The following is a 20079-nucleotide window of genomic DNA, read 5'->3' as shown; positions in this document are numbered from 1 at the left end:
GGGACGCCCGGTTCGGTCGATTTGGGGTCATGACGGCAACCACGACATCAGGCACTCTGACAGAGGTCAAGGGCACACGGGGGGAGCAGCGAGGCTCGGTCGGGGGACGTGCCGGAGATGTTCCGCACTTGACCGGATCGCGCGCCCTCACGCCACGCGGGGGGTGGCGCGAGGGCGCGCGCAGCATACGGGGATTCGTGCGCGCCGGGGTGGTGGGCGCTGACATGGGGGTGTCGGCGCCCACTGCACCTTTTCAAACCGATCGAAGCCTTGTCGGGCTCGGCGCGGCGGGCGGGCGCCGCCCCACGATCGGCTGGTTCCAGTGGTCCGACGCCTCNGTCAGGCCATCCCCTCGGCGCGGCGGTCGAGATGACCATCCTCGATCGCCCGCTTGAACAGGTCGACCTTTGTCGCCGCGTCTCGGCCGACCCGTCGGTACTTCTGGCGGACCCGATCGATGTACTGCTTGGCGGTCTCCGGGGAGACGTTCATCTTGCGTGCCACGGTCTTCAGCGGCATCCCCGTCGCATACAGGCGCAGCGCCTCGATCTCCTTCGGGGACAGGTCCGGCTTGTCGGGAGAGTCGTCGGTGAGGAGCAGGAAGGCAAGCTGTGGCGAGATCCATCCGGTGCCGGCGGCGGCCGCCCGGATCGCGGTTGCCAGGTCCTCGACGTCGTCGGTCTTCGGAACGAAGCCCGAGGCGCCGGCGCGCATCGCGTCCCGGACGGTGGCCGGCGCCGCCGCGGCACTGAACACCACCACGGCCCGTTCGTCGGAGAGCAGCCGCCGGAGGTTGTCCGGGGGCTCGGTGCCGTCGCCCAGGTCGAGATCGAGCAGGACCACCTGTGCGTGTCGCCCGGGCCCCGCGAGCAGTGCGTCGAGCGAACAGGCCGTGTCGATCAGGTCGAAGTCCTTGACGTCGTGCAGCAGGTCCGCGAGACCGCGCAGCACGATCGGATGATCGTCGACCGCCGCAACCGTGATGATGTCGGAAACCGTCGTGTCGTCCTCTGCGTTCATGGTGGTCCAGTCGTTCTCCCGGACTTGCGGCCATGACAGACCTCGACACGGCCGTACGGGCGTCGGTGCCCGCCAGTGGGGACGTGGGGGCGTCCCCGGCCGCGAGGAGCGTCGGGGACTCCGCTCGCGCGACGTCCACCATTTCAGCAGATCCCCACCCGATGTCACGACCAGGTTCCGCTTTGCGCAACGAGGCCGAAACATCGGACTCGCTCAGCAGCCGCAGTCGCATCCGCCGCAGTCGCACTCCGCGCACTCGCCGCAGGACCCACAGCAGTCACAGCAGTCGCAGTCGAGGTCGCCGCACCGGCTGCACAGACCCTCCTTTCGCCGCCCGTCCAGCGGCGACGTGTATTCGCCGCACATCTGGCAGGTCAGGAACATGCCGGCGGCGACCAGGCAGGCCGAGCCCGTCCGCCGGCGGTGTGGCGGCCGGCCGTCGGGACGACCGTCCGGCCGCTGGCCGGGGCGGCCCGGCCCAGGTGACGGTCCGGTGGCCGCGAAGGCCCGGTCGACGGCGTGGTCGAGCCCGAAGCCGAAGAGGAGACGGGCGAGCCGGGCATCGACCGTGTCGGTGAACCGAACCTCGGCCAACGCATGCCCCAGGTCCCGCCGGCTGTCCTCGCACAGGCGGCGGGCCTCGGTCGGGCTGGTTCCCGTCGCCGTCAGCGGGTTCCACGATCCCGACCGGGCGTCGTCGGCCTGATCGGTGACGGCGTCGAGCAGATGAACGACGCGGCCGAAGTGTCGCCCCACCGCCGCGAGGGGCGCGCGGTTGTCGTCGCACCCGGCCACGACGGCGGTGTGCGCGAGGACGGCGGACACCGCGCCTTCGGTCGGAGCCAGCGCGTCCAACAGCGCCGCCCTGCCCCGGCCGCTGGCGCCCTCACGGGCGCGTTGCTCCACCGCCGCGTGTTCCAGCAGGGCGACACCGAGTCCGACCCCGGAGCCGGTGCGCTCGGCGGCTGCGACGGCCCGGCTGGCCACCCGCTGCGCGATCGCGGCCGCGGGGCGGCGGCGCAGGAGACCGTCGCCGTCCGCAACGTGGTCGCCTACGGCGGTCGCGCCGGCGGCAAGGGACACCGCGGCCGCCAGCCGCGGGCCCGCCTCGGTGGAGGCTGGCACCTCGATCCGGCGCATCGCGCGGAACGGACACGGCCCGGCCCTGCGGCGCTCTGCCGGCGCGCCGGCCTGCGCGGCGACGAGCACCGACACGACAACCGCGTCCACGTTCGTGGCGACCCGGGCCCACTGGCCGTGATGGTCGCGGAGGGTCAGGCACAGCCCGCAGAGATGCGACATCCACGCCGCGTGCAGGTCCTCGGACAACTGCCGCCGGCAGGGGCGAACCACTCCGAACATGGTCGCACCTTCTCAGAAGGGCGGGTGGCGGTACGTGCACGCGGGCCACGTCGCCCTGTCTGGCTTGCGACAGTGCAACCGCCGGGGCGGGATCACGTCCGTCTCAGGCGTGCGACGGGGAGTTTCCAGGATCACGGCTGAGTGCCGCCGCGAGCCGATCGAACTCGACCGGATCGTTGTACACGTGGGCGCTCACCCGCAGCACCGGTCCCTCGAGATCGCGGCTTCGCTGGACCGGGATGGCGCTGGTGAGGATCGCCTCCTGCCGGTAGAGACGATCGCGGACGGCCACCGGGTCCACGCCGGGTGGTGGTTCCAGCGTGACGATGCCGGTCGGCGAGTCCGGCTGCTCGCGCACCCGCCATGCGCCGGCACCGTCCAGGACGCGTCGCCCATAGGAGGCGAGGTACACGATGCGGGCGAACACGAGCGGGGGATCGCTGGCGAGCAGCTCGGAAAGCGCGTGGGCGAGACCGACCCGGGACGCTATCGAGGCTTCACCGATGCCCAGCCGGGCCAGGCCGGGCAGGGGAATCGGCCGGCCGTCCTCGCCCCGACCCATGCTGTAAAGACTCGGAACCGCGACGCTGATGCGCTCGGCCAGGTCCCCCCGCACGGCGAGGAAGCCGGTGCCCCGCGGGCCGCACAGCCATTTGCGTGACGTTCCCACGTAGGCGCTGGCGTGGACGTGCGAGACATCGAGCTGGCCGAGCGACTGGGCGACGTCGAGGATGAGCGGCACCCCGGCGGCGGCGCAGCGCCGGCCGATCTCGACGGCCGGCTGCACGATGCCGCGTTGGCTGGGGACATGCGGCAGGACGACGAGATCCAGCTCGTCGAGCCCGAGCGGACGGGCCGCCCCGGGGGTGGGCATTCCCACCCTGTCGAGGGCGTCGAGGTCGATCACGCCCTGCGGGTCGACGGGCAGATTGATCAGCTCGAGTGGAGCCTGTCGCGCTCGGGCCTCGAGCACGAGCGTGTTGGAGCCGTACTCGCTCGGGAGAATCCCGACTCTGCCTCTCGGGGGCAGCGGCCAGGCGGTGAGCAGTGCGGCGAAGGCGGTGCTGGCCGAATGGTGAAAGGCGACCTCGTCGGGGCCGAGCCCGGGCCCCAGGAGGTCGGCGAGTGCCGCCCGCGCGGAGTGCAGGACCTCGCCGACCTCCATCTCGGCGACGTACGCGCCGCGTTCGCCTTCACGCCGCAGGTGGGCGATCTGAGCGTCGAGAGTCGCCTGGCTGGGCCGGGCGGCGGCGGCCGAGTCCAGGTGAGTCACCGCTGAGGCCGGTCGCGCGGCACGCCAACGTCGGGACAGCTCGGTTCCTGCCCGGTGAGTGGCCGACATCAGCTCGCCCGCTCGGGCACGACCTTGCTGACGATGTGCTCCGCGATCGCGAGCGAGGCGGTCGCCCCCGGCGACGGGGCGTTGCGCACGTGGACGACCCGACCGGTGTGCGACAGGACGAAGTCGTCGACGAGGCTGCCGTCCCGGGCCACGGCCTGGGCCCGCACCCCTGCCGGACCGCGTACCACGTCCGTGGTCCGCAGTTCGGGCACGTAGCGCCGGGCCTCCGCGACGAATGCCCGCTTGCTGACGGTGTGCAGGATCTCCTTCGCGCCGGTCTTCCAGTGCGTCCTGGCCATCTTGTGGAAGCCCGGCCAGGTGAGGGTCCGACGCAGATCGCTGCCCTGGACGGTGCCGACCGTGTAGCCCTCGCGGGCGGTGGCGAGCACCGCGTTGGGCCCGACCAGGACCTCCCCGTCGATCCGCTTGGTGAGGTGGATGCCGAGGAAGGGGTAGCGCGGATCCGGCACCGGATAGATGAGCCCGCGGACGAGGTCCCGCCGCTGCGGGCGCAGCAGCCAGTAGTCACCTCGGAAGGGAACGATCTGCGGGGACGGGTCCTCGCCGGTGAAGGTCGCCACCAGGTCGGACTGCAGCCCCGCGCAGGCGATCAGCAGATCGAACGGACCGACGCGCTCGGAGACGACCGAGACCCGCCCGCCGTCCTGGGCGGCCACCTCGTGATTGCCGTTGGGTCGGGCGCTGGCGGAGCCGGCGACGGTCAGGCGCAGGTGCACCCCGTCCGGCCGCTCGTCGACGCCGATCACCTCGGCCCCGGTGCGCACCGTGCCGCCCGCGGCGATGATCTCCTTGCGGAGCGCCTGCGCGACCCCGGGATAGTCGACGATCGCGGTGGTGGGGGAGTGCAGGGCGGCGACCCCCCGGGCATGCGGTTCGATCGTCCGCAGCTCGGCGGCGTCGAGCATGCGGGTCCGGGGGACTCCGTTGGCCTCCGCGCGCTTCTCGATCGCGGCCAACCGCTCCAGTTCGCTGTCGTCGACCGCGACGACGACCTTGCCGCACTCGTCGTAGCGGAGGTCGTGGGTGTCGCAGAACTCGCGCAGCAGGCCGACGCCGCGCCGGCACAGGGTGGCCTTCAGCGAGCCCGGGACGTAGTAGAGGCCGGCGTGGACGACGCCGCTGTTGCGTCCGGTCTGGTGCCGGGCGACGTCGGGCTCCTTCTCGAACACGGTCACCGTCGCTCCCGGTTCGACCTGGCCAAGACGCCGGGCCACCGCCAGTCCGAGAATGCCGCCGCCGATCACCGCGATCCGACCTGCCACGCCCCGCCCCCTGCTCCTCGTCGATCGGCTGGAGTCCTCCGCCACGCCGACAGTACGGAACAAGTATCGGCATGCACGCTGTGTGACGAACTGGTAGTCCGGCCGGCGGCCGTGCGGCGAACCCGGGGCGGCACGACCCGCAGGACCACCCCACCGCCGTGCCACCACCCCACCGCCGTGCCACCACCCCACCGCCGTGCCGCCGCCGGGCGGCTCAGCCGAAGAAGTGGCCCGGCGGGTGCGCGCGGTCGGTGCGCGAGCGGGGCACCCCGCGCAGCGCGTCGGTGAGCGTGCGCGCCGTGTTGACCAGCGGCACGTGGCTGAACGCCTGCGGGAAGTTGCCGGTCATCCGCCCGAGCCGGGGGTCGTACTCCTCGGCGAGCAGGCCGACGTCGTTGCGCAGTGACAGCAGGCGTTCGAACAGCTCCTGGGCCTCGTGCACCCGTCCGGACAGCGCGTAGTTGTCGGCGAGCCAGAAGGTGCAGGCGAGGAAGGCGCCCTCGCCGGCGGGCAGCCCGTCGACCGCGCCGTCCTCGGCGGTCGGGTAACGCAGGACGAAGCCGTCCTCCATCAGTTCCCGTTCGATCGACGCGACCGTGCCGACGACCCGGGGATCGGTCGCCGGCAGGAAGCCGACCAGCGGCATGTACAGCAGCGCCGCGTCGAGCTCGCGGGAGCCGTAGAACTGGGTGAAGGTGTTGCGGTCGGAGTCGAAGCCCCGCGCGCAGACCTCGGTGTGGATCTCGTCGCGCAGCGCGGACCAGCGTTCCACGGGGCCGGGCAGTCCGGACTCGACGATGCCGCGCACGGCCCGGTCGGCCGCGACCCAGGCCATCACCTTCGAGTGGACGAAGTGCCGGCGTGGCCCGCGGACCTCCCAGATGCCCTCGTCGGTCTTGCGCCAGCCGGTCTCCAGGAAGTCCATCAGCTTGGTCTGCAGCGGCCAGGAGTCGTCGCCGTGGTGGTCGGCGAGCGCCTGCCCGCCGGGCAGGACGAGTCCGGGCACGGACGGCCGCCGGTTGGCGACCGCGACCCGCGCGACGTGCAGGGCGTCGAGGACCTCGCCGTAGACGTCGAGCTGGAACTGGTCGACGGCGGCGTTGCCGACCCGGACGGGGGAGGAGTTCTCGTAGCCGGCGAGCCAGGGCACCTCGTACTCGGGCAGTCGGCGTTCCCCCCCGACGCCGTACATGATCTGCACCCGGGACGGGTCGCCCGCGACCGCGCGCAGCAGCCATTCCCGCCAGGCGGTCGCCTCGCTGGTGAACCCGGCGTCGAGCAGGGCGAGCAGGGTGATGGTCGCGTCGCGCAGCCAGCAGTACCGGTAGTCCCAGTTGCGCNCCCCGCCGATGTGCTCCGGCAGGGAGGTGGTGACGGCCGCGACGATGCCGCCGGTCGGGGCGTAGGTCAGGGCCTTGAGGGTGATCAGCGAGNGGCGCACGGCGGGCTGCCACTGGCCGTCGTAGGTGCAGCCGGCCATCCAGTCCGACCACCACGCCTCGGTGAGGGTGATCATGCGGCGGACGTCGTGGACCGGCGGTGGCGTCTGGTGCGACGGCGTCCAGGTCAGCGAGAAGGGCACCGACTGGCCGGCCGCGACGTGGAAGTCGGCGTAGGTGGCCATGTCGTGCCCCTCCATCGGGGCGGTGGTGCGCAGGGTGACGGCGTCGGGACCGGCGACGGCGGACATGGTGTGCTCGTCGACGCGGCGCACCCACGGCACGATCGAGCCGTAGTCGAACCGGAACCGGGTCTCCGAGCGCATGTGGACGGCGCCCTCGAGACACTCGACGAGGCGCAGCACCGTGTGGGTGCCGGCGTGGGGAAACATCGCGTCGACGATGCGCACGGTGCCGGAGGCGGTGGTCATGTCCGTCTCCAGTACCAGGGTGTCGCCGCGGTAGCGGCGGCTGACGCCGAGGACCGGCTCGACCGGGGCGATCTGCCAGTGCCCGTCGTCGGCGTCACCGAGCAACGCGGCGAAGCAGGACGGTGAGTCGAACCGGGGCAGGCACAGCCAGTCGATCGAGCCCGTGCGCGCCACGAGTGCCGCGGAGTGGGTGTCGCCGATCAGCGCGTAGTCCTCGATCAGGGATGGCACGACCTGTTCCTCGCTCCCATGGTTTCGCTGGTCGCGATCATCGGACGGTGATGATCGCCGGATGTGGGATGAACGCCGTTGCCGGCGTCATCGGATGTGGCCCATCGCGGGTGGCCCGTCGTTGGACCCGATCGTGGGCGGGCGCCGCCGGTCGACGGTGTGCCGATGCGCGCGCCCGGGGCGGGCTCGCGCCCCCCGCCCGGCAGATGGGCCGGACAGAGGAGGCGGTCACACGTGGCGGAGGTCGCCGAGCCTCACAAAGGCGTTCACCTTACGGACTGCGCCGGCCGGCTAGTTTGGGGGTCCGGACTTCGTGGTGGTCCACCCGTAATCCGGACCAGAATTCCTTCCCCGATGTGACAGGACTCACGACGTGGCCTCTTCGCCGCCCACCGCCGCCACCCGCGCCGCGCGGTATCTGGTCGATCCCCGGCGCCGCACGGCGGTGGTGGCGATCACCCTTGCGGCCGTCGGTCTGATCGTGTTCGGGATCTACGCGACGCTGAGCGGGCCACCCCCCAAGCAGGAGGCCGTGGTCTACTTCACCCCGGAGGCGACGGCGGCGCAGAAGGAGGCCGTGCGCGCCGCGTGTCCCTCGGTGGGGCGCGCGATCCAGGAACCGAAGGACCGCAACAACCTCGCCGTCAGCAGGGCGTATCCGCTGCGCTACGACGTCGCGAAGGCGTCGACGGCCGACCGTGCGGCGGTGTACAAGTGCGTGCACGACCAGCCGGGCGTGGTCGGCATCAGCCAGGAGACCCAGGGCCAGTGACGGGCTCGGTGGCCGCCCACTCCTCCTCCTGATCCCGCTGCTCCTGGTCGTGCTGCTCGAGGAGTTCGGCGGGGGNGGGTAGACCGGCGTCCCGCGCCTGCTTGGCCTGCCAGAGGCTGACGATCATCGTCGCCAGCACGACGAGCCCGCTGAAGATCAGGCTCCCGCCGCTCCAGGGCGACGAGGCGGGCAGGGTGTCGACGACGATCCACACGATGCCCGCGGCGATCATGCCGAGCCCGAACAGGATCGTGAACGCCGACGAGAACCGGTTGGCGGCCGCCTGGTCGGCGAGGTCGGCGGCCTTGCGCCGGGCCCGCTCGAAGCGGCTGCGCGCCCACTCGTACTCCAGGCTCAGGACGAAGAACCCGAGGGCGACGACGAGGAAGCCCGGACCGGGCAGGACGAGCATCGCGATGCCGACGCCGAGGACCACGATCCCCAGCACGGTGAGGGCGATCCTGCGCAGCAGTCGGGCGCTTTGGGTCAGCACAGGCGGCGACTCTCCCTGTACGGGGTGGGACGGGGTGGGGCGGGTGGGACGGGATGCGCGCCGGTCCCCACGGGTCCATGGTGGTTGCTGGTGGCGGTGGTTCCTGGCGCCGGTTCCGGCCGTGGCGTCCGGGCGGATGCCGTTCGGGCGTCATCGACCTCGTCGTCGCTACCCCGTTGCAACGCGCCGCGCACCACAATCGTGGCCCGAATCGCCGAGTCCGGCTCCGTGAGCTGAGCCGCGTTCCCGCCCGCGGCGCGAACCAGGAGCGTCCCCGGATCGTTGGTTAGGGTGGCAAAGGCGGCTCACCAGGAGCTTCCTGCGGACGAGCGGGTCAACAAGGCGCGGAAAGGGTTGTTGTGGAGATCGAGGAGACCGCGCTCCCCGGCATCGGGTTGCGGCATGACTTCCAGACGCGCAGTGGCCGTCGGCTGGGGGTCGTGTCCCATCATTACGGGCGGCGTGATCTTGTCATCTACGATCCCGACGATCCCGACTCCTCCCGGGACTCCATCCCGCTCACGGCGGAGGAGAGCGACGCGCTCTCGGAGCTGCTGGGTGCGCCGCACATCGTCGAGAAGCTGGCCGACATCAGCAGCGCGTTCGCCGGGCTGGTCGGCGAGCAGATCGCGATCCTGCCCGATTCGCCCTTCGCGGGCCGCCCGCTGGGCGACACCCAGGCCCGCACCCGCACCGGCGCCTCCATCGTCGCCGTCGTCCGTGACCAGATCGTCCACGCCTCCCCCCGGCCGGACTTCCGGTTCGAGGCCGGGGACATCGTGGTCGTCGTCGGGACCCCGGAGAACACGGCGTCCGTCGCCGCGTTGCTCCACTCCGGCTGACGAGCGGGTTGGCCGGATCGAGTGCATTCCACCGCGACGACCTTCCTCGAGCTCGGGGGAGTTCTGTTCTCCCTCGGCATCCTCGGACATCTGGCGCTGCGCGTCGGAATCTCCCCCATCCCGCTCTATCTCGTCGGTGGCCTGGCGTTCGGTCACGGCGGGCTGCTGCCGCTCGGCGCCAGTGAGGAGTTCATCAGCGTCGGCGCCGAGATCGGCGTCGTCCTGCTGCTGCTCACCCTCGGGCTGGAGTACACCGCCGGCGAGCTGCTGTCCGGCCTGCGTAAACAGGCCCGCGCCGGGGTCTTCGACCTCGTCCTGAACGCCACCCCGGGCGTCGTGGCGGCGTTCGTGCTGGGCTGGGGTCCGACGGCGGCGGTGGTCCTCGGCGGGGTGACGGCGATCTCCTCGTCCGGGATCATCGCGAAGGTCCTCGGCGACCTCGGTCGGCTCGGTAACCGGGAGACGCCGGTCGTGCTGTCCGTCCTCGTGCTCGAGGACCTGGCGATGGCCGTGTACCTGCCGATCCTGACCGCGCTGCTGGCCCACCACAGCTTCGCCCGTGGGTCGCTGACGGTGGCGATCGCCCTCGGCCTGCTCGTCGCCGTCCTCTATGTCGCGCTGCGGCACAGCGACAAGGTGACCCGTCTGGTGTTCAACCCGTCGGCGGACCGCGACGACGAGGTCCTGCTGCTGCGGGCGCTGGGGCTGGCGCTGCTCGTGGCCGGCCTCGCCCAGCGGATGCAGGTGTCCTCCGCCGTCGGCGCGTTTCTCGTCGGCATCGCTCTGTCCGGTCCCGTGGCCGAGGGGGCGCAGGAGGTGCTCCGGCCGCTGCGGGATCTGTTCGCGGCCGTCTTCTTCGTCTTCTTCGGCATGCAGACGGNCCCCGCCGACATTCCCCCGGCGCTGCTTGCCGGGTCGCTGCTGGCGCTTGCCGGCGTCGTGACAAAGGTCATGACGGGGTGGTGGGCGGCCCGCTCCGCCGGGATCGGGACGATGGGTCGGTTCCGGGCGGGCGCGGCCCTCGTCGCGCGCGGCGAGTTCTCGATCGTGATCGCCGGCCTCGCCGTGGCGGCCGGCATCGAACCGAAACTGGGGCCCCTCGCCGCCTGCTATGTGCTGCTCATGGCGATTATCGGCCCGCTGGCCGCCCGCTTCGTCGAGCCGGTGACCCGCACCACCCGCCGTCGGCTGGGCCGCTCCTGATCACCGGACCGCGGCGCCGCATCGACGAGCCCGCAACGGTTGGTCCACGTTCCCTCGATATCGGGTGGGGCCCTCCGTGTGCCGTGCGCCGGCCGCGGCGTCGTCCAACCGGAACGGGGGCAGACTTCCGGGCCCGGGTGTGCCCACTCGGGCGGCCATGTTTGGCAGGATGCGGCCCATGAGCGGACTTCTCGAAGGTAAGCGCGTTCTCGTCACCGGTGTTCTCACGGAAGCATCGATCGCGTTCAGCGTTGCCCGTATCGCGCAGGAACAGGGCGCGCAGGTGGTTCTCTCCGGATTCGGACGTGGCCTGTCGCTGACGCGGCGCATTGCCAAGCGCCTGCCCAGCGAGGCGCCGGTCGTCGAGCTGGACGTCACCGACGAGGAGCAGTTGGCCGGTCTCGCCGGGCGGGTGCTCGAACACGTCGACGGTCTGGACGGGGTGCTGCACGCGATCGGTTTCGCCCCCGAGTCGGTCCTCGGCGGCAAACCGTTCGTCGAGGCCGCCTGGTCCGAGGTCGGCACTGCCCTGCAGGTGTCGACCTGGTCGCTGGCCTCCCTGACCCGGGCGGCCCTGCCCCTGTTCGGGGACCGGGCGTCGGTGGTGGGCCTCGACTTCGACGCCTCCGTCGCCTGGCCGTCCTACGACTGGATGGGCGTCGCCAAGGCGGGCCTGGCGTCCACGGCCCGTTACCTCGCCCGCGACCTCGGCCCGCGCGGCGTCCGGGTGAACCTGGTGGCGGCCGGCCCGCTGCGCACGATGGCAGCCAAGAGCATCCCGGGTTTCAGCCAGTTCGAGGATGTCTGGGACGGTCGGGCGCCACTGGGCTGGAGCGTCCACGACACGACACCCGCGGCCCAGGCGTGCGTGGCGCTGCTGTCGGACTGGTTCCCGGCGACCACCGGCGAGATCGTCCACGTCGACGGCGGCGTCCACGCGGTCGGCGTCTGACGCGGTCGGCGTCTGACGCGCGGCCGCCCGCGCCGGGCCGCGCCGGGCCGTGGTGGGCCGACCGGCGGGCGTTGTGGCCGAGGTCGGCCCGCCGCCGATCAGCCGGCGGTCGCCGTCTCGTCGAGCAGGTCCAACGCCGTTCCGACGATCACGTCCACGGTGACGGGTACGGTCCCCGGCCGGACCGCCGCCCCGGCGGCGTCCGGCGGCGGCGTGGCTGAGCCGAGCGTCGAGATCGGATCGCCGTGCACGCCCGCCAGGAAACTCAGCGCCCGCGGATCGCCGTCGACAACGGTGACCATCGGACACCGCCGGTCGGCCGGGAAGAGCTCGGCGAGCAGCGCGTCCGACCCCTCGGCCAACCCGCGGCGGGCCTGCAGCGCCTGGAAGACGGCTCCCGGCGAGGTCAGGCAGACCACGGTCACCTCGTGGCCGAGCCCGGAGCGCAACTCCGCCGCGGCGCGCAGCACCTCCGGCATGACCGGGCCGACACCGACCAGGGTGATCGCGGCTGCCGGCCCGCCCTCGTGCAGCCGGTAGCCGCCGGCGAGCACCAGGGCGCGACGGCGGCGCCAGCCGTCCGCGTCCACCGGGAGCTCGGCGAGCCGCTGGTCCACCGGGCGGGCGGAGAGCTGGATCAGGCTGGAGGCACCGTCGAGTCGGGCCAGCCGGCCGAGCCCCGCCAGCAGGCACCAGGCGAGATCGTGGGCGAACGCCGGCACCCAGGTCGTCGCGATCCCGGCCGGGGCGCCGTCGCCGCCGTTCCAGGCCAGAGCGCGGGTGATCGGGTCGAGTCCGGTGTCGGCCACCGCCAGCACCGAGCGGGCGTCGGCGCTGCCGGCGGCGAGCCAGCCGGGCAGCACCCGACCTGCCGACACCTCGTCGGCGACCCCGATGGGCAGCAGCGGCAGACCCTGCCGGCTCCACGCCACCCCCAGCGAGCCGAGAACCCCGCCGAAGGCCGCCGCCGACAGTCCGCCGGCCACATGCCGCCCCGCCGGGGCATCGCCCTCGCCGTCATCCGCGCCGCCCGGCCGCATCAGGTCGGTCGCGCCCCCCACACCGCCCACCGCGTCGATGATTGCCGGTTCCGCCCTGGAGGCGGGGTCGGTGGTGCTGCCGGGCGACGCCGTGCCGCCGCCGGAAGGCCCGCCGGCGGCGGCCAGCCAGCCGGCGAGCACGGGATCGGCGGCCCGAGTGCTGATCGTGACCACCGCGGCCGCCGCCTGCGGGGCGAGCCGCGGCAGATCTCGCAGCAGGTCCCCGAACGCCTCCTGGGTGGAGATCCGCTCCGGGAAGCGGCGGNCAGCCGCGTGTGCGGGCACCGGGGCGGGACTGCGCAGCGGCACCGGAGCACGGTCGAGATAACGCGCGACGTGGCGGGCGAGCCGCCGCGCTGCCGGATCCTGGGACAGGGCGACAACCGCCCCGTCGACGTCGGTCGCCGCACCGGCCCCGTTGCGGGAGGCGAGGTTGCGGGAGGCGAGCTGCGCGGCTGCCGGCGCGGGTGGGTCGCGGCGGCTGGTGTCCGCGGCCGGGTACGGGCCGTCCTCCGGCGCGAGCCGGTCGCCGGTGTAGGCGAACAGCACCGTGGGCCGGTCCGCGGCCACCTCGTCGAAGGCGTCGATCAGCAGCGGGATGTCGTGCCCGCCCAGATCGCCCAGGCAGGCGAGGATCTGCTCGTCGGTGAGGGTATCCAGCAACCGGCTGATGCCGGCGCCGGCCGTGCCCGGCCCGGCGAGGCGGCGGCGCAGGTCCGCCCCGCGGGCGTGCAGCAGGTCCCGGAACTCGGCCGGAGTGAGCAGGTCGAGTCGGGACCGCAGCGCGTGGCCGCCGGGCGCCCGGAACAGCGCCTCGAGCCGACGGCCGTACCGCACGGTCAGGACCTGCCAGCCGGCCGCCTCGAACAGCCGCGCCGCACGGCCCGGCCCGCCGATCCCGCCGGGGCCGCCGGTGGCGGCGGACACGCTGGTCCCGGTCACCATCACCACCCAGAGCAGCTCGCCGAGATGGGCGGCCCGCTCGTCGGCGATCGTCTCCCAGACGGCCGGGTCGCGTAGCTCGGCGTAGTCGATCAGGCAGATCTGGCGTCCCCGCGGGGTGCGGTCGAAGCGCTCGCCGGCGTACCGGCGGGCCAGCGCCGCCCACACCGTTCCACTCGGCCCGACGTTGCCGGCGCCCAGCACGCGCAGGGGGCGGGAGTCCGCCAGAGGCGGCGCGCCGTCGGGCCGCAGCCAACCGGCCGGCGGGTCGCCCGCCGCCGGCCCGCCGATCGGGTCGCCGGCCACCCGCGCGTCCTCGAGCACGTGATGGACGGCGTGGACCAGCGCGGCGGCCCGGGGCGTCACGCTGACCCGATCCTCGGCGCGCAGCGAGTCGAACCACAGGACGGTGGCGATGCTCGAGGCCGCGGCCACCCCAGCCCGCTCGCTGCGGGCGGCGGCCGGGGAGCGCCGCCCGGAGCGCACGCCGTCCTCGACGGCCGCGGTGGCGGTGGCACGCAGCCGACGCTCCACCGCGGCCAGCGCGGCGAGATCGAGTACCCCACCGGGCGGGCCCGGCGTGACCGGTTCCGGTGCGCTACCGGCGATCAGGTCCGGTCTGCCAGGCGTGGCCGGCCCGTGGGGCGCGGCCGGCACCACGGCGCCCGGCGCCGCCGGTGGTCCCGCGGGCTCCCCGGCGTCGGCGGGCCAGGGGCGGCGAGCGGCGGCCGGCGACATCACCATGGAGTCCTCGTCTCGATCTTGCTGGATGTCCGCGCCGGATCGCAGGGGCGGGCGGGCCGGGGCCATCGCGCCGTCCTCCTGGCCCGGTCGAGGGGTGGCGTCCGGCGCGGCGGTGTCCGGGGCGTCTGCGGCGTCTGCGGCGTCCGCGGCGTCGGGGACGTCGGGGACGTCGGGAGCATCCGGGATGTCTGGTCCCATGGTCAGCTCCCCCCGACCCGCATGCGCCCGCAGGGCGTCCGCCGGTCTGACTTCCGGCCTGCGCATGACCGGCCTTCGTCCCACGACACCGACCTCCCAATGTCCGGACGTGCGGTGCGGGCCGGAGGTTGTGCCGCCGGCCGGATCGGCGACACACGTCCACTACGCGCGGCGGGCCCGCGTCCGGCGTCCCGTTTCGTGGTGGTCGCACCATTTCAGCATCCGTGNGCGGTTGCGGTGCCGCGGGCTGAACTCCGCCGACCCCGCGTCGCCGGTGCGCGCCCCACCGGCGACGCCCCGGCTCTGCCGTGCGGCCGGGCGAGACCCGTCAGTCCGTCGTGGTGCTGGCCGTCCCCTTGAGGTCGTCGGCGGCGAGCAGACGGTCGAGGCGGGCGCGCAGCGCCGGTTCGTCCGCCTCGGGCGCTGTGAGCTCGACGGTCTTGACCCGGCTCGTGGCCCCGCGGACGAGCCGCACCTGCGGATGGCGCAGACCGAGCGCGCCGGCCAGGGCGCGCAGGGCGGCCTCGGTCGCCCGGCCGTCGACGGCCCGCTCGGTCACCCGGACGATCAACATCGCACCCGCCCGCGGATCCGTCCAGCGCCCGCCCACGCCGGCTCGCCCGGCGCCCGGTTGGACCCGGATCGTCACCCGCATGACTGCTATCGTGCCGCACCGCCGCACCGCCGCACCGCCGCACCGCCGCACCGCGCGAGCTCGTGTCGCGGCGTGAGGACGAGGGTGATCTGGACACCGCACGTCTGCGGCGCCGACGCGGGCACGATGCCACCAAGGGGTGACCACGGGGGTGATGGTTCCCCGCGGTCCTCCGGGATGTGTGTGTCGTCGGCCGGGACGGTCCGGAGACGGTGGATCGGCCGGCTACTATCCGGCCATGGTCGAAAACGAGGGTCGCGTGGCCCTGGTGACGGGTGGTAACCGCGGCATCGGCGCCGCCTGCGCGGTCGCGCTCGCCGCCGCGGGAGACCGGGTTGCGGTCGCCAGCCGCGGCGGCTCCGCCCCCGAGGGCATGCTCGGCGTCCGGATGGACGTCGCCAACACCGAGAGCGTCGACAAGGCATTCGCGGAGGTCGAGGCCGAGTTCGGCCCGGTCGAGATCGTCGTGTCGAACGCGGGCATCGTGCGCGACACCCTGTTGGCCACGATGAGCGAGGACGCCTTCCAGGAGGTCGTCGACACGAACCTGCTCGGCGCGTACCGGGTGGCCAAGCGGGCNGCGCGGCCGATGATGCGGATGCGCCGCGGGCGGCTCATCTTCGTCTCCTCCGTCGTCGCGTCCACCGGCGGGCCCGGGCAGTCCAACTACGCCGCCTCCAAGGCCGGCCTGATCGGTTTCGCCCGGTCCCTCGCCCGGGAGCTGGCACCCCGCAACATCACCGCCAACGTCGTCGCCCCCGGCCCGATCCGTACGGACATGACCGACGCGCTGACCGAGGCCCAGCGGGCGGCGCTCACCGCCCAGGTGCCCGGCGGGCGGATGGGCGAGCCGGCGGACGTCGCCGCCCTCGTCGCCTTCCTGGCCTCGCCCCAGGCCGGGTACATCAGCGGTGCGTTGATTCCGGTCGACGGCGGACTGAGCATGGGGCACTGATTCCCAGCCCGGTTGACCGCGGCCGAGCGCCACGGCCGGCCGCACCCTCGCGCCGCGCGGACAGTTCCGACGGCCGCCGCGCGGACGGGTCCGACGGCCGATAGGACCAGTTCGTCAAGCCGGTCACCGACCCGCGCGGCCGCACATCACGGCGCCGGCCCGCGGGCCGGGCTGCGCCGGCGCACGCCGGCCGGGCCCGCGGGTGGGTGAGGGACGTCGCCGACGGATATCGTGGGCGGCGAAGCCTTGCTGCGCGCCGTCGAGCCGTGGCCGTGCGCGGCGGCCGGCGTCACCCGGCGTCGGTCCTGGCCCACCGCTCTCGTCCTGGGCGGTGGCGCCGAGGCCGCCGCAGCCACAGCCACGAAGGGGTGGGTCCGATGAGCGTGATCCGGGTGGAACCGCGTGGTGGCCGCGACTTCGACGTGGAGGCCGCCGAGGAGACCTCGCCCGGCGTGCCCGGTCTCTCCTTTTCGTTCCGGGTCACCGTCGACGACGCGGTGCTCGCCGCGAGCGGGACGGACGTCGGCGACGAGCCGGGGATGATTGCCCTGGTCCGCGCGTCGTTCGAGTACCTGCTGGCCCGGGAACCGGCGGGAGCGATCCTGCCGGAGTTCGAGCTGTCGACCATCGGCCGCTACTTCCCGACCTACCCGGCCGACCTCGCCAACCGCGTGCCGCGATGACCGTGACGCCCGCGACGCCCGGGACGCTGGGGGTCGCCAGCGACGTCGACGCGCTGCTGCTGGTCTCCTTCGGCGGCCCCGAGGGCCCCGACGACGTGCTGCCGTTTCTACGCAACGTCACGGCCGGGCGGGATGTCCCGCAGTCGCGGCTCGAGGTCGTCGCCGAGCAGTACCGGATGTTCGGCGGACGCAGCCCGCTCAACGACCAGAACCGTGCGCTGGCCGAGGCCCTGCGGGCGGAGCTGCCCGGCCTGCCCGTCTACTGGGGCAACCGCAACTGGGCGCCCTACCTGACCGACACGGTCGCCGAGATGGCCGCCGCCGGGGTCCGCCGGGCGGCCTGCTTCGTCACCTCGGCGTTCTCGTCGTACTCGGGCTGCCGCCAGTACCGGGAGAACCTGGCCGCGGCGCTTGCCGCACTCCCGCCGGCCCTCGCCGCCCCGGAGCTGATCAAGCTGCGCCTGTTCTTCGACCATCCCGGCTTCGTGGAGCCGATGGTCGACCGGTGCGTCGCCGCGCTGGCCGAGCTGCCCGAGAAGGCGCAGGCCGACGCCCACCTGCTGTTCACCGCGCATTCCCTGCCGCTGTCGCAGGCGTGGGCCAGCGGTCCCCACGGCGACGCCTACCCGCGCCAGCTACGCGCCGTGGCGGGAGTGATCGCCGCCGGGGTCGAGCGTGTCACCGGGGTCCGCCATCCCGTCGAGCTGGCCTACTGCAGCCGCAGCGGACCGCCGGCGGTGCCCTGGCTGGAGCCGGACGTGGGCGATCGGCTGGTCGAGCTCGCCGGCGCCGGGGCGGTGGGCGCCGTCGTCGTGCCGCTCGGCTTCGTCAGCGATCACATGGAGGTCGCCTACGATCTCGACGTGCTCGCCGCGCAGCGGGCGGCGCAGGTCGGGCTGCCGGTGGCGCGCGCCGGCACGGTGGGCACCGACCCGCGGTTCGTCGCGATGGTGCGGGAGCTCGTCGAGGAGATCCGGCATCCGGACCTGCCCCGCCGGGCGCTGACCGAGTTCGGACCATGGCCGCAGAGGTGCGCCGCGCACTGCTGCCTGCCGCCGCGGCGGTCACCTGGCGCCATCCAGGACGCCNCGAAGGGTGGACNGCATGCGGATGCGGCGATACTGATGGGGAACGACGCAACCAGCACCGGACGACGAGGCGAACGAAGGTAACGGAGCGATCGGAGATATGCAGCGCTACGTGTTCGAATCCCCGGAGCGGTTCGTGGTGGGAACGGTGGGCCAGCCCGGTGACAGGGTCTTCTTCCTGCAGGCCGCCGGCCGGGGGCAGGTCGTGACCGTGGGCTTGGAGAAAACCNAGGTCACGGCGCTCGCCGAGGGGCTGAACACGCTGCTCGGCCAGGTCGGTCAGACCCANGGGATACCGCTTCCGGCCGCCTCGGACGTCGAGATCGATCTCGCCCCGCTGGACGCGCCGTTCCAGGAGGACTTCCACCTGGGGCAGCTCACCGTCTCCTGGGACGGCCACCGGGTGTTCGTCGAGGCGGCCGGGATCTCGCCCGGGGAGATCCGGCTGCCCGAGAGCGAGGACGAGCTCGACTCGCTGCGGGTCGGCCTGTCCATCCGGCAGGCCCGGGCCTTCATCGAACGGGCCCGCACGATCGTCGCCGCCGGTCGCCCGGCGTGCGTCCTGTGCGGTCGCCCCGACGACCCCGCGGGCCACTTCTGCCCCCGGCTGAACTGACCGGCCCCACCGGTTCACCCGGCGCCGGTCCTTGCGGCGCCGGTCCTCCCGGCCCGGTTCACCTGAGGCCGTGTTACCTCGGGACCGCGCTGCCCGCGCCCGCGCCCGAGCCGGTTCAGTGCGGCGGCGGCACCGTCGCGCAGGACGGGTCGAACGCGTCGTAGGCGGCCTCGTAGGCGCGCCGCACCGCCGCGGACAGGCTGCGCAGGGCCGCGGACCGCCGCGCGATCTCGTGGGCCGTCACCGCGGCACCGTCGTCGCGGGCCGCCAGGTCCAGCAGGGTCGACAGCCGCTCCGCCCGGGCGAGCAGGGCGTGGGCGGCAGACGGGTGGCCCGGGCCCAGCCCCGGCCCCGGTTCCTCCTCGCCGCGGTCGCGCAGCAGGGCGAGTACCTCGGGGCGGGCGCTGGCGATGTCCAGATGCACCAGGGCGGCCGTGGTCGTGCGGATCGCGTCGCTGAGGTCGTGCTCGGCGGCGCGCAGCCCGGCGCCGGGCGGCGGCACCCTGGCCGCGGGCAGCACCCGCCAGTGCACCGACTCCAGCCGGCCCTCCAGCGCCGGACCGTGCACGACGACGCTGGGGACGAGCAGCAGCGGCGGGGTCGGCCCGACGACGAGGACGGCCTCACCCGCGGTGATCGCGTCGCGGTTCACCTCCGGCGGGCCGGGCAGGCCGGCGACGTCACCCGGGGCGGGCAGGACGAGGCGCAGCCGCTGCGCGCCGGCTGTGCGCAGGGCGCCGAGACCGAGGACAAGCGGCTCGTCGCCGAGGGTGTGCGGCGCCGCCTCGCCGCCGAGCGCGCGGTGCACCTGCGTGATGACGTCGTCCAGTCCGACGAGCCCGGCAAGCCATGCGTTGCCCCAGCCGGTGAGGACGCCGGACCGGGGCGAGGCTGACAGGGCGGGAAGCACATTGCCTACCGTAGGCAATCGAGGGGGTCTCAGGCGCGCCGAGGGTGGCTCACGAGCCGATTTTCCGTGTGATAGGCGTGCCGGTCGCCGCCGGCCAGGCACCGACCGGCGAGCCAGGGCAGGCCGACGCTGAGCAGCCAGTAGGAGTGCCGGAGCGCACCCGGGGCCGTGACCTCGGCGTCCGCGCCGCCCGCGGCATCCGGCCCGGACGGCGCGCCGACAAGTGGTACCCCGGCCTGGGCGAGCCGGTGGGCGAACGCCTGCGCGATCAGCCGGTGCCCGTGCGGCCCCGGATGGACCCGGTCGACGTCGAAGCTGGACCGGTGGCGCACGGCCGGATGACGGCCGAGGTCGACGACGAGCACCCCGGGATCGGCCCGGGCGGTGGCGCGCACGGCGGCGTTGAGGCGTCCGACCCGGTAGGCGAGAACGCGGGCCAGCGGCGCCGGCAGCGGAAGCAGCCGGCCGGGGTCGGGCAGGGTCGCGGTAAGCACGACCGCCCCACCGGCGCGCAGCCGGCTCACCGTCCAGACCAGGTCCTGACGCACGCGCAGCGGGTCGAACGTCCGCTTGAGCACATCGTTCATGCCCGCGATCACGGTGGCCACCTGCGGGTCGCAGGTGAGCGCGACCGGTAGCTGGCGGGTGCGCACGTCGCGGGCCGTCGCGCCGGTCGTGGCGAGGTTGGTGTAGTCGACGGCGTCGGGCGGGCCGAGGCGTTCGGCGAGCCGGGCGGCGAAGCCACGGCCGTGGGTGGCGGTGCGGCGGTGCTCGCGGCCCATGGTGACTCCGTCACCCAGCCCGACGGTGATGCTGTCGCCCAGTGCGACGAAGCGTGTCGCCGGTGGGGGGCGCCGGCCTGACCGGGCCGCGGCCAT

15 protein-coding genes and 9 pseudogenes are annotated in these 20079 nt (G+C 73.8%); 12 read left to right on the top strand and 12 right to left on the bottom strand.

Annotated features, from left to right (window positions below):
* Positions 1–339: 339 nt before the first annotated feature.
* From FF86_RS10515 to FF86_RS45415, 7 genes and pseudogenes are all read right to left on the bottom strand, one after another.
* Positions 340–1020 (bottom strand): response regulator transcription factor, encoded by a 681-nt coding sequence (locus FF86_RS10515; RefSeq protein ID WP_044884701.1) that lies wholly within the window; start codon positions 1018–1020, stop codon positions 340–342.
* Between the two features lie 213 nt (positions 1021–1233).
* The gene (locus FF86_RS10510; protein WP_044884700.1) at positions 1234–2382 is read right to left on the bottom strand and encodes a DUF5685 family protein; all 1149 of its coding nucleotides are present in this window, start codon (positions 2380–2382) and stop codon (positions 1234–1236) included.
* A 103-nt stretch (positions 2383–2485) separates the two neighbouring features.
* The gene (locus FF86_RS10505) at positions 2486–3655 is read right to left on the bottom strand and encodes an aminotransferase class V-fold PLP-dependent enzyme (RefSeq protein WP_052681029.1); all 1170 of its coding nucleotides are present in this window, start codon (positions 3653–3655) and stop codon (positions 2486–2488) included.
* A 68-nt stretch (positions 3656–3723) separates the two neighbouring features.
* Positions 3724–5007 (bottom strand): L-2-hydroxyglutarate oxidase, encoded by a 1284-nt coding sequence (gene lhgO / locus FF86_RS10500; RefSeq protein WP_044884698.1) that lies wholly within the window; start codon positions 5005–5007, stop codon positions 3724–3726.
* Positions 5008–5221: 214 nt separating this feature from the next.
* A pseudogene (locus FF86_RS45425) lies at positions 5222–6347 on the bottom strand (glycoside hydrolase family 15 protein); the annotation flags it as partial.
* Position 6348: 1 nt separating this feature from the next.
* Positions 6349–6440 (bottom strand): annotated as a pseudogene (locus FF86_RS62145) (hypothetical protein); the annotation flags it as partial.
* 1 nt (position 6441) lies between these two features.
* Positions 6442–7108, bottom strand: a 667-nt coding sequence (locus FF86_RS45415) for a trehalase-like domain-containing protein (RefSeq protein WP_255355753.1), incomplete at its 3' end; no start/stop codon positions are given.
* Positions 7109–7481: 373 nt separating this feature from the next.
* Here FF86_RS45415 and FF86_RS10490 point away from each other — a divergent pair.
* A complete protein-coding gene (locus FF86_RS10490; protein WP_055408008.1) occupies positions 7482–7880 on the top strand; it encodes a hypothetical protein in 399 nt (132 codons plus the stop codon).
* 76 nt (positions 7881–7956) lie between these two features.
* Here the strand turns inward: FF86_RS10490 and FF86_RS10485 are convergent.
* A partial coding sequence (locus tag FF86_RS10485; RefSeq protein ID WP_242418521.1) for a PGPGW domain-containing protein occupies positions 7957–8373 on the bottom strand: 417 nt, incomplete at its 3' end.
* 359 nt (positions 8374–8732) lie between these two features.
* On the opposite strand from FF86_RS10485, the gene FF86_RS10480 reads away from it, so the two are divergent.
* The 4 genes and pseudogenes from FF86_RS10480 (at position 8733) to fabI (ending at position 11370) form a co-directional block, all read left to right on the top strand.
* Positions 8733–9215 carry a cation:proton antiporter regulatory subunit gene (locus FF86_RS10480; RefSeq protein ID WP_044884694.1) on the top strand — a complete coding sequence of 161 codons (483 nt, stop codon included), beginning with the start codon at positions 8733–8735 and terminating at the stop codon, positions 9213–9215.
* Positions 9216–9236: 21 nt separating this feature from the next.
* Positions 9237–10095: pseudogene (locus FF86_RS10475) on the top strand (cation:proton antiporter); the annotation flags it as partial.
* Between the two features lies 1 nt (position 10096).
* Positions 10097–10418, top strand: a pseudogene (locus FF86_RS45410) (cation:proton antiporter); the annotation flags it as partial.
* A 178-nt stretch (positions 10419–10596) separates the two neighbouring features.
* A complete protein-coding gene (fabI, locus tag FF86_RS10470) occupies positions 10597–11370 on the top strand; it encodes an enoyl-ACP reductase FabI (RefSeq protein ID WP_044884692.1) in 774 nt (257 codons plus the stop codon).
* A gap of 98 nt (positions 11371–11468) precedes the next feature.
* On the opposite strand, the pseudogene FF86_RS45405 reads toward fabI, so the two are convergent.
* Together FF86_RS45405 and FF86_RS10460 are read right to left on the bottom strand one after the other, a co-directional pair.
* Positions 11469–12675: pseudogene (locus FF86_RS45405) on the bottom strand (pyruvate dehydrogenase); the annotation flags it as partial.
* A gap of 1947 nt (positions 12676–14622) precedes the next feature.
* The gene (locus tag FF86_RS10460; protein WP_044884690.1) at positions 14623–14949 is read right to left on the bottom strand and encodes a DUF167 family protein; all 327 of its coding nucleotides are present in this window, start codon (positions 14947–14949) and stop codon (positions 14623–14625) included.
* A gap of 238 nt (positions 14950–15187) precedes the next feature.
* Between FF86_RS10460 and FF86_RS45395 the strand changes: the two are divergent.
* The 7 genes and pseudogenes from FF86_RS45395 to FF86_RS45375 form a co-directional block, all read left to right on the top strand.
* Positions 15188–15528: pseudogene (locus FF86_RS45395) on the top strand (SDR family NAD(P)-dependent oxidoreductase); the annotation flags it as partial.
* Position 15529: 1 nt separating this feature from the next.
* Positions 15530–15904: SDR family oxidoreductase (locus FF86_RS45390; protein ID WP_242418520.1), on the top strand; the 375-nt coding region annotated here is incomplete at its 5' end.
* 377 nt (positions 15905–16281) lie between these two features.
* Positions 16282–16587, top strand: coding sequence for a hypothetical protein (locus FF86_RS10450; RefSeq protein ID WP_044884689.1), 306 nt, complete (start codon positions 16282–16284; stop codon positions 16585–16587).
* Positions 16584–17675: pseudogene (locus FF86_RS10445) on the top strand (ferrochelatase); the annotation flags it as partial. The gene FF86_RS10450 and the pseudogene FF86_RS10445, both read left to right, overlap by 4 nt.
* A 100-nt stretch (positions 17676–17775) precedes the next feature.
* Positions 17776–17904 (top strand): annotated as a pseudogene (locus FF86_RS45385) (DUF3090 family protein); the annotation flags it as partial.
* A gap of 1 nt (position 17905) precedes the next feature.
* Positions 17906–17963, top strand: a pseudogene (locus FF86_RS45380) (DUF3090 domain-containing protein); the annotation flags it as partial.
* Between the two features lies 1 nt (position 17964).
* Positions 17965–18291 (top strand): DUF3090 family protein (locus FF86_RS45375; protein ID WP_242418519.1); only part of this gene is annotated, 327 nt, incomplete at its 5' end.
* A gap of 115 nt (positions 18292–18406) precedes the next feature.
* On the opposite strand, the gene FF86_RS10435 is transcribed toward FF86_RS45375, so the two are convergent.
* Together FF86_RS10435 and FF86_RS10430 are read right to left on the bottom strand one after the other, a co-directional pair.
* Positions 18407–19201, bottom strand: coding sequence for a hypothetical protein (locus FF86_RS10435; protein WP_173667302.1), 795 nt, complete (start codon positions 19199–19201; stop codon positions 18407–18409).
* Positions 19202–19230: 29 nt separating this feature from the next.
* On the bottom strand, positions 19231–20079 hold the full coding sequence (locus FF86_RS10430) for an SGNH/GDSL hydrolase family protein (RefSeq protein ID WP_044884687.1): 849 nt from the start codon (positions 20077–20079) through the stop codon (positions 19231–19233).

The organism is Frankia sp. CpI1-P, from assembly GCF_001421075.1.
Classification (GTDB): Bacteria; Actinomycetota; Actinomycetes; order Frankiales; family Frankiaceae; genus Frankia; species Frankia torreyi.
Note: the sequence above shows the minus strand (reverse complement) of the source record. Positions and strands in the feature narration are given on the sequence as shown.

What these genes read in the sequence shown, in the direction of transcription:
- FF86_RS10515 (WP_044884701.1), bottom strand. Translation starts at nt 1,020, where the DNA reads ATGAACGCAGAGGACGACACGACGGTTTCCGACATCATCACGGTTGCG.
- FF86_RS10510 (WP_044884700.1), bottom strand. Translation starts at nt 2,382, where the DNA reads ATGTTCGGAGTGGTTCGCCCCTGCCGGCGGCAGTTGTCCGAGGACCTG.
- fabI (WP_044884692.1), top strand. Translation starts at nt 10,597, where the DNA reads ATGAGCGGACTTCTCGAAGGTAAGCGCGTTCTCGTCACCGGTGTTCTC.
- FF86_RS10460 (WP_044884690.1), bottom strand. Translation starts at nt 14,949, where the DNA reads ATGCGGGTGACGATCCGGGTCCAACCGGGCGCCGGGCGAGCCGGCGTG.
- FF86_RS10450 (WP_044884689.1), top strand. Translation starts at nt 16,282, where the DNA reads ATGAGCGTGATCCGGGTGGAACCGCGTGGTGGCCGCGACTTCGACGTG.
- FF86_RS10430 (WP_044884687.1), bottom strand. Translation starts at nt 20,079, where the DNA reads ATGGCCGCGGCCCGGTCAGGCCGGCGCCCCCCACCGGCGACACGCTTC.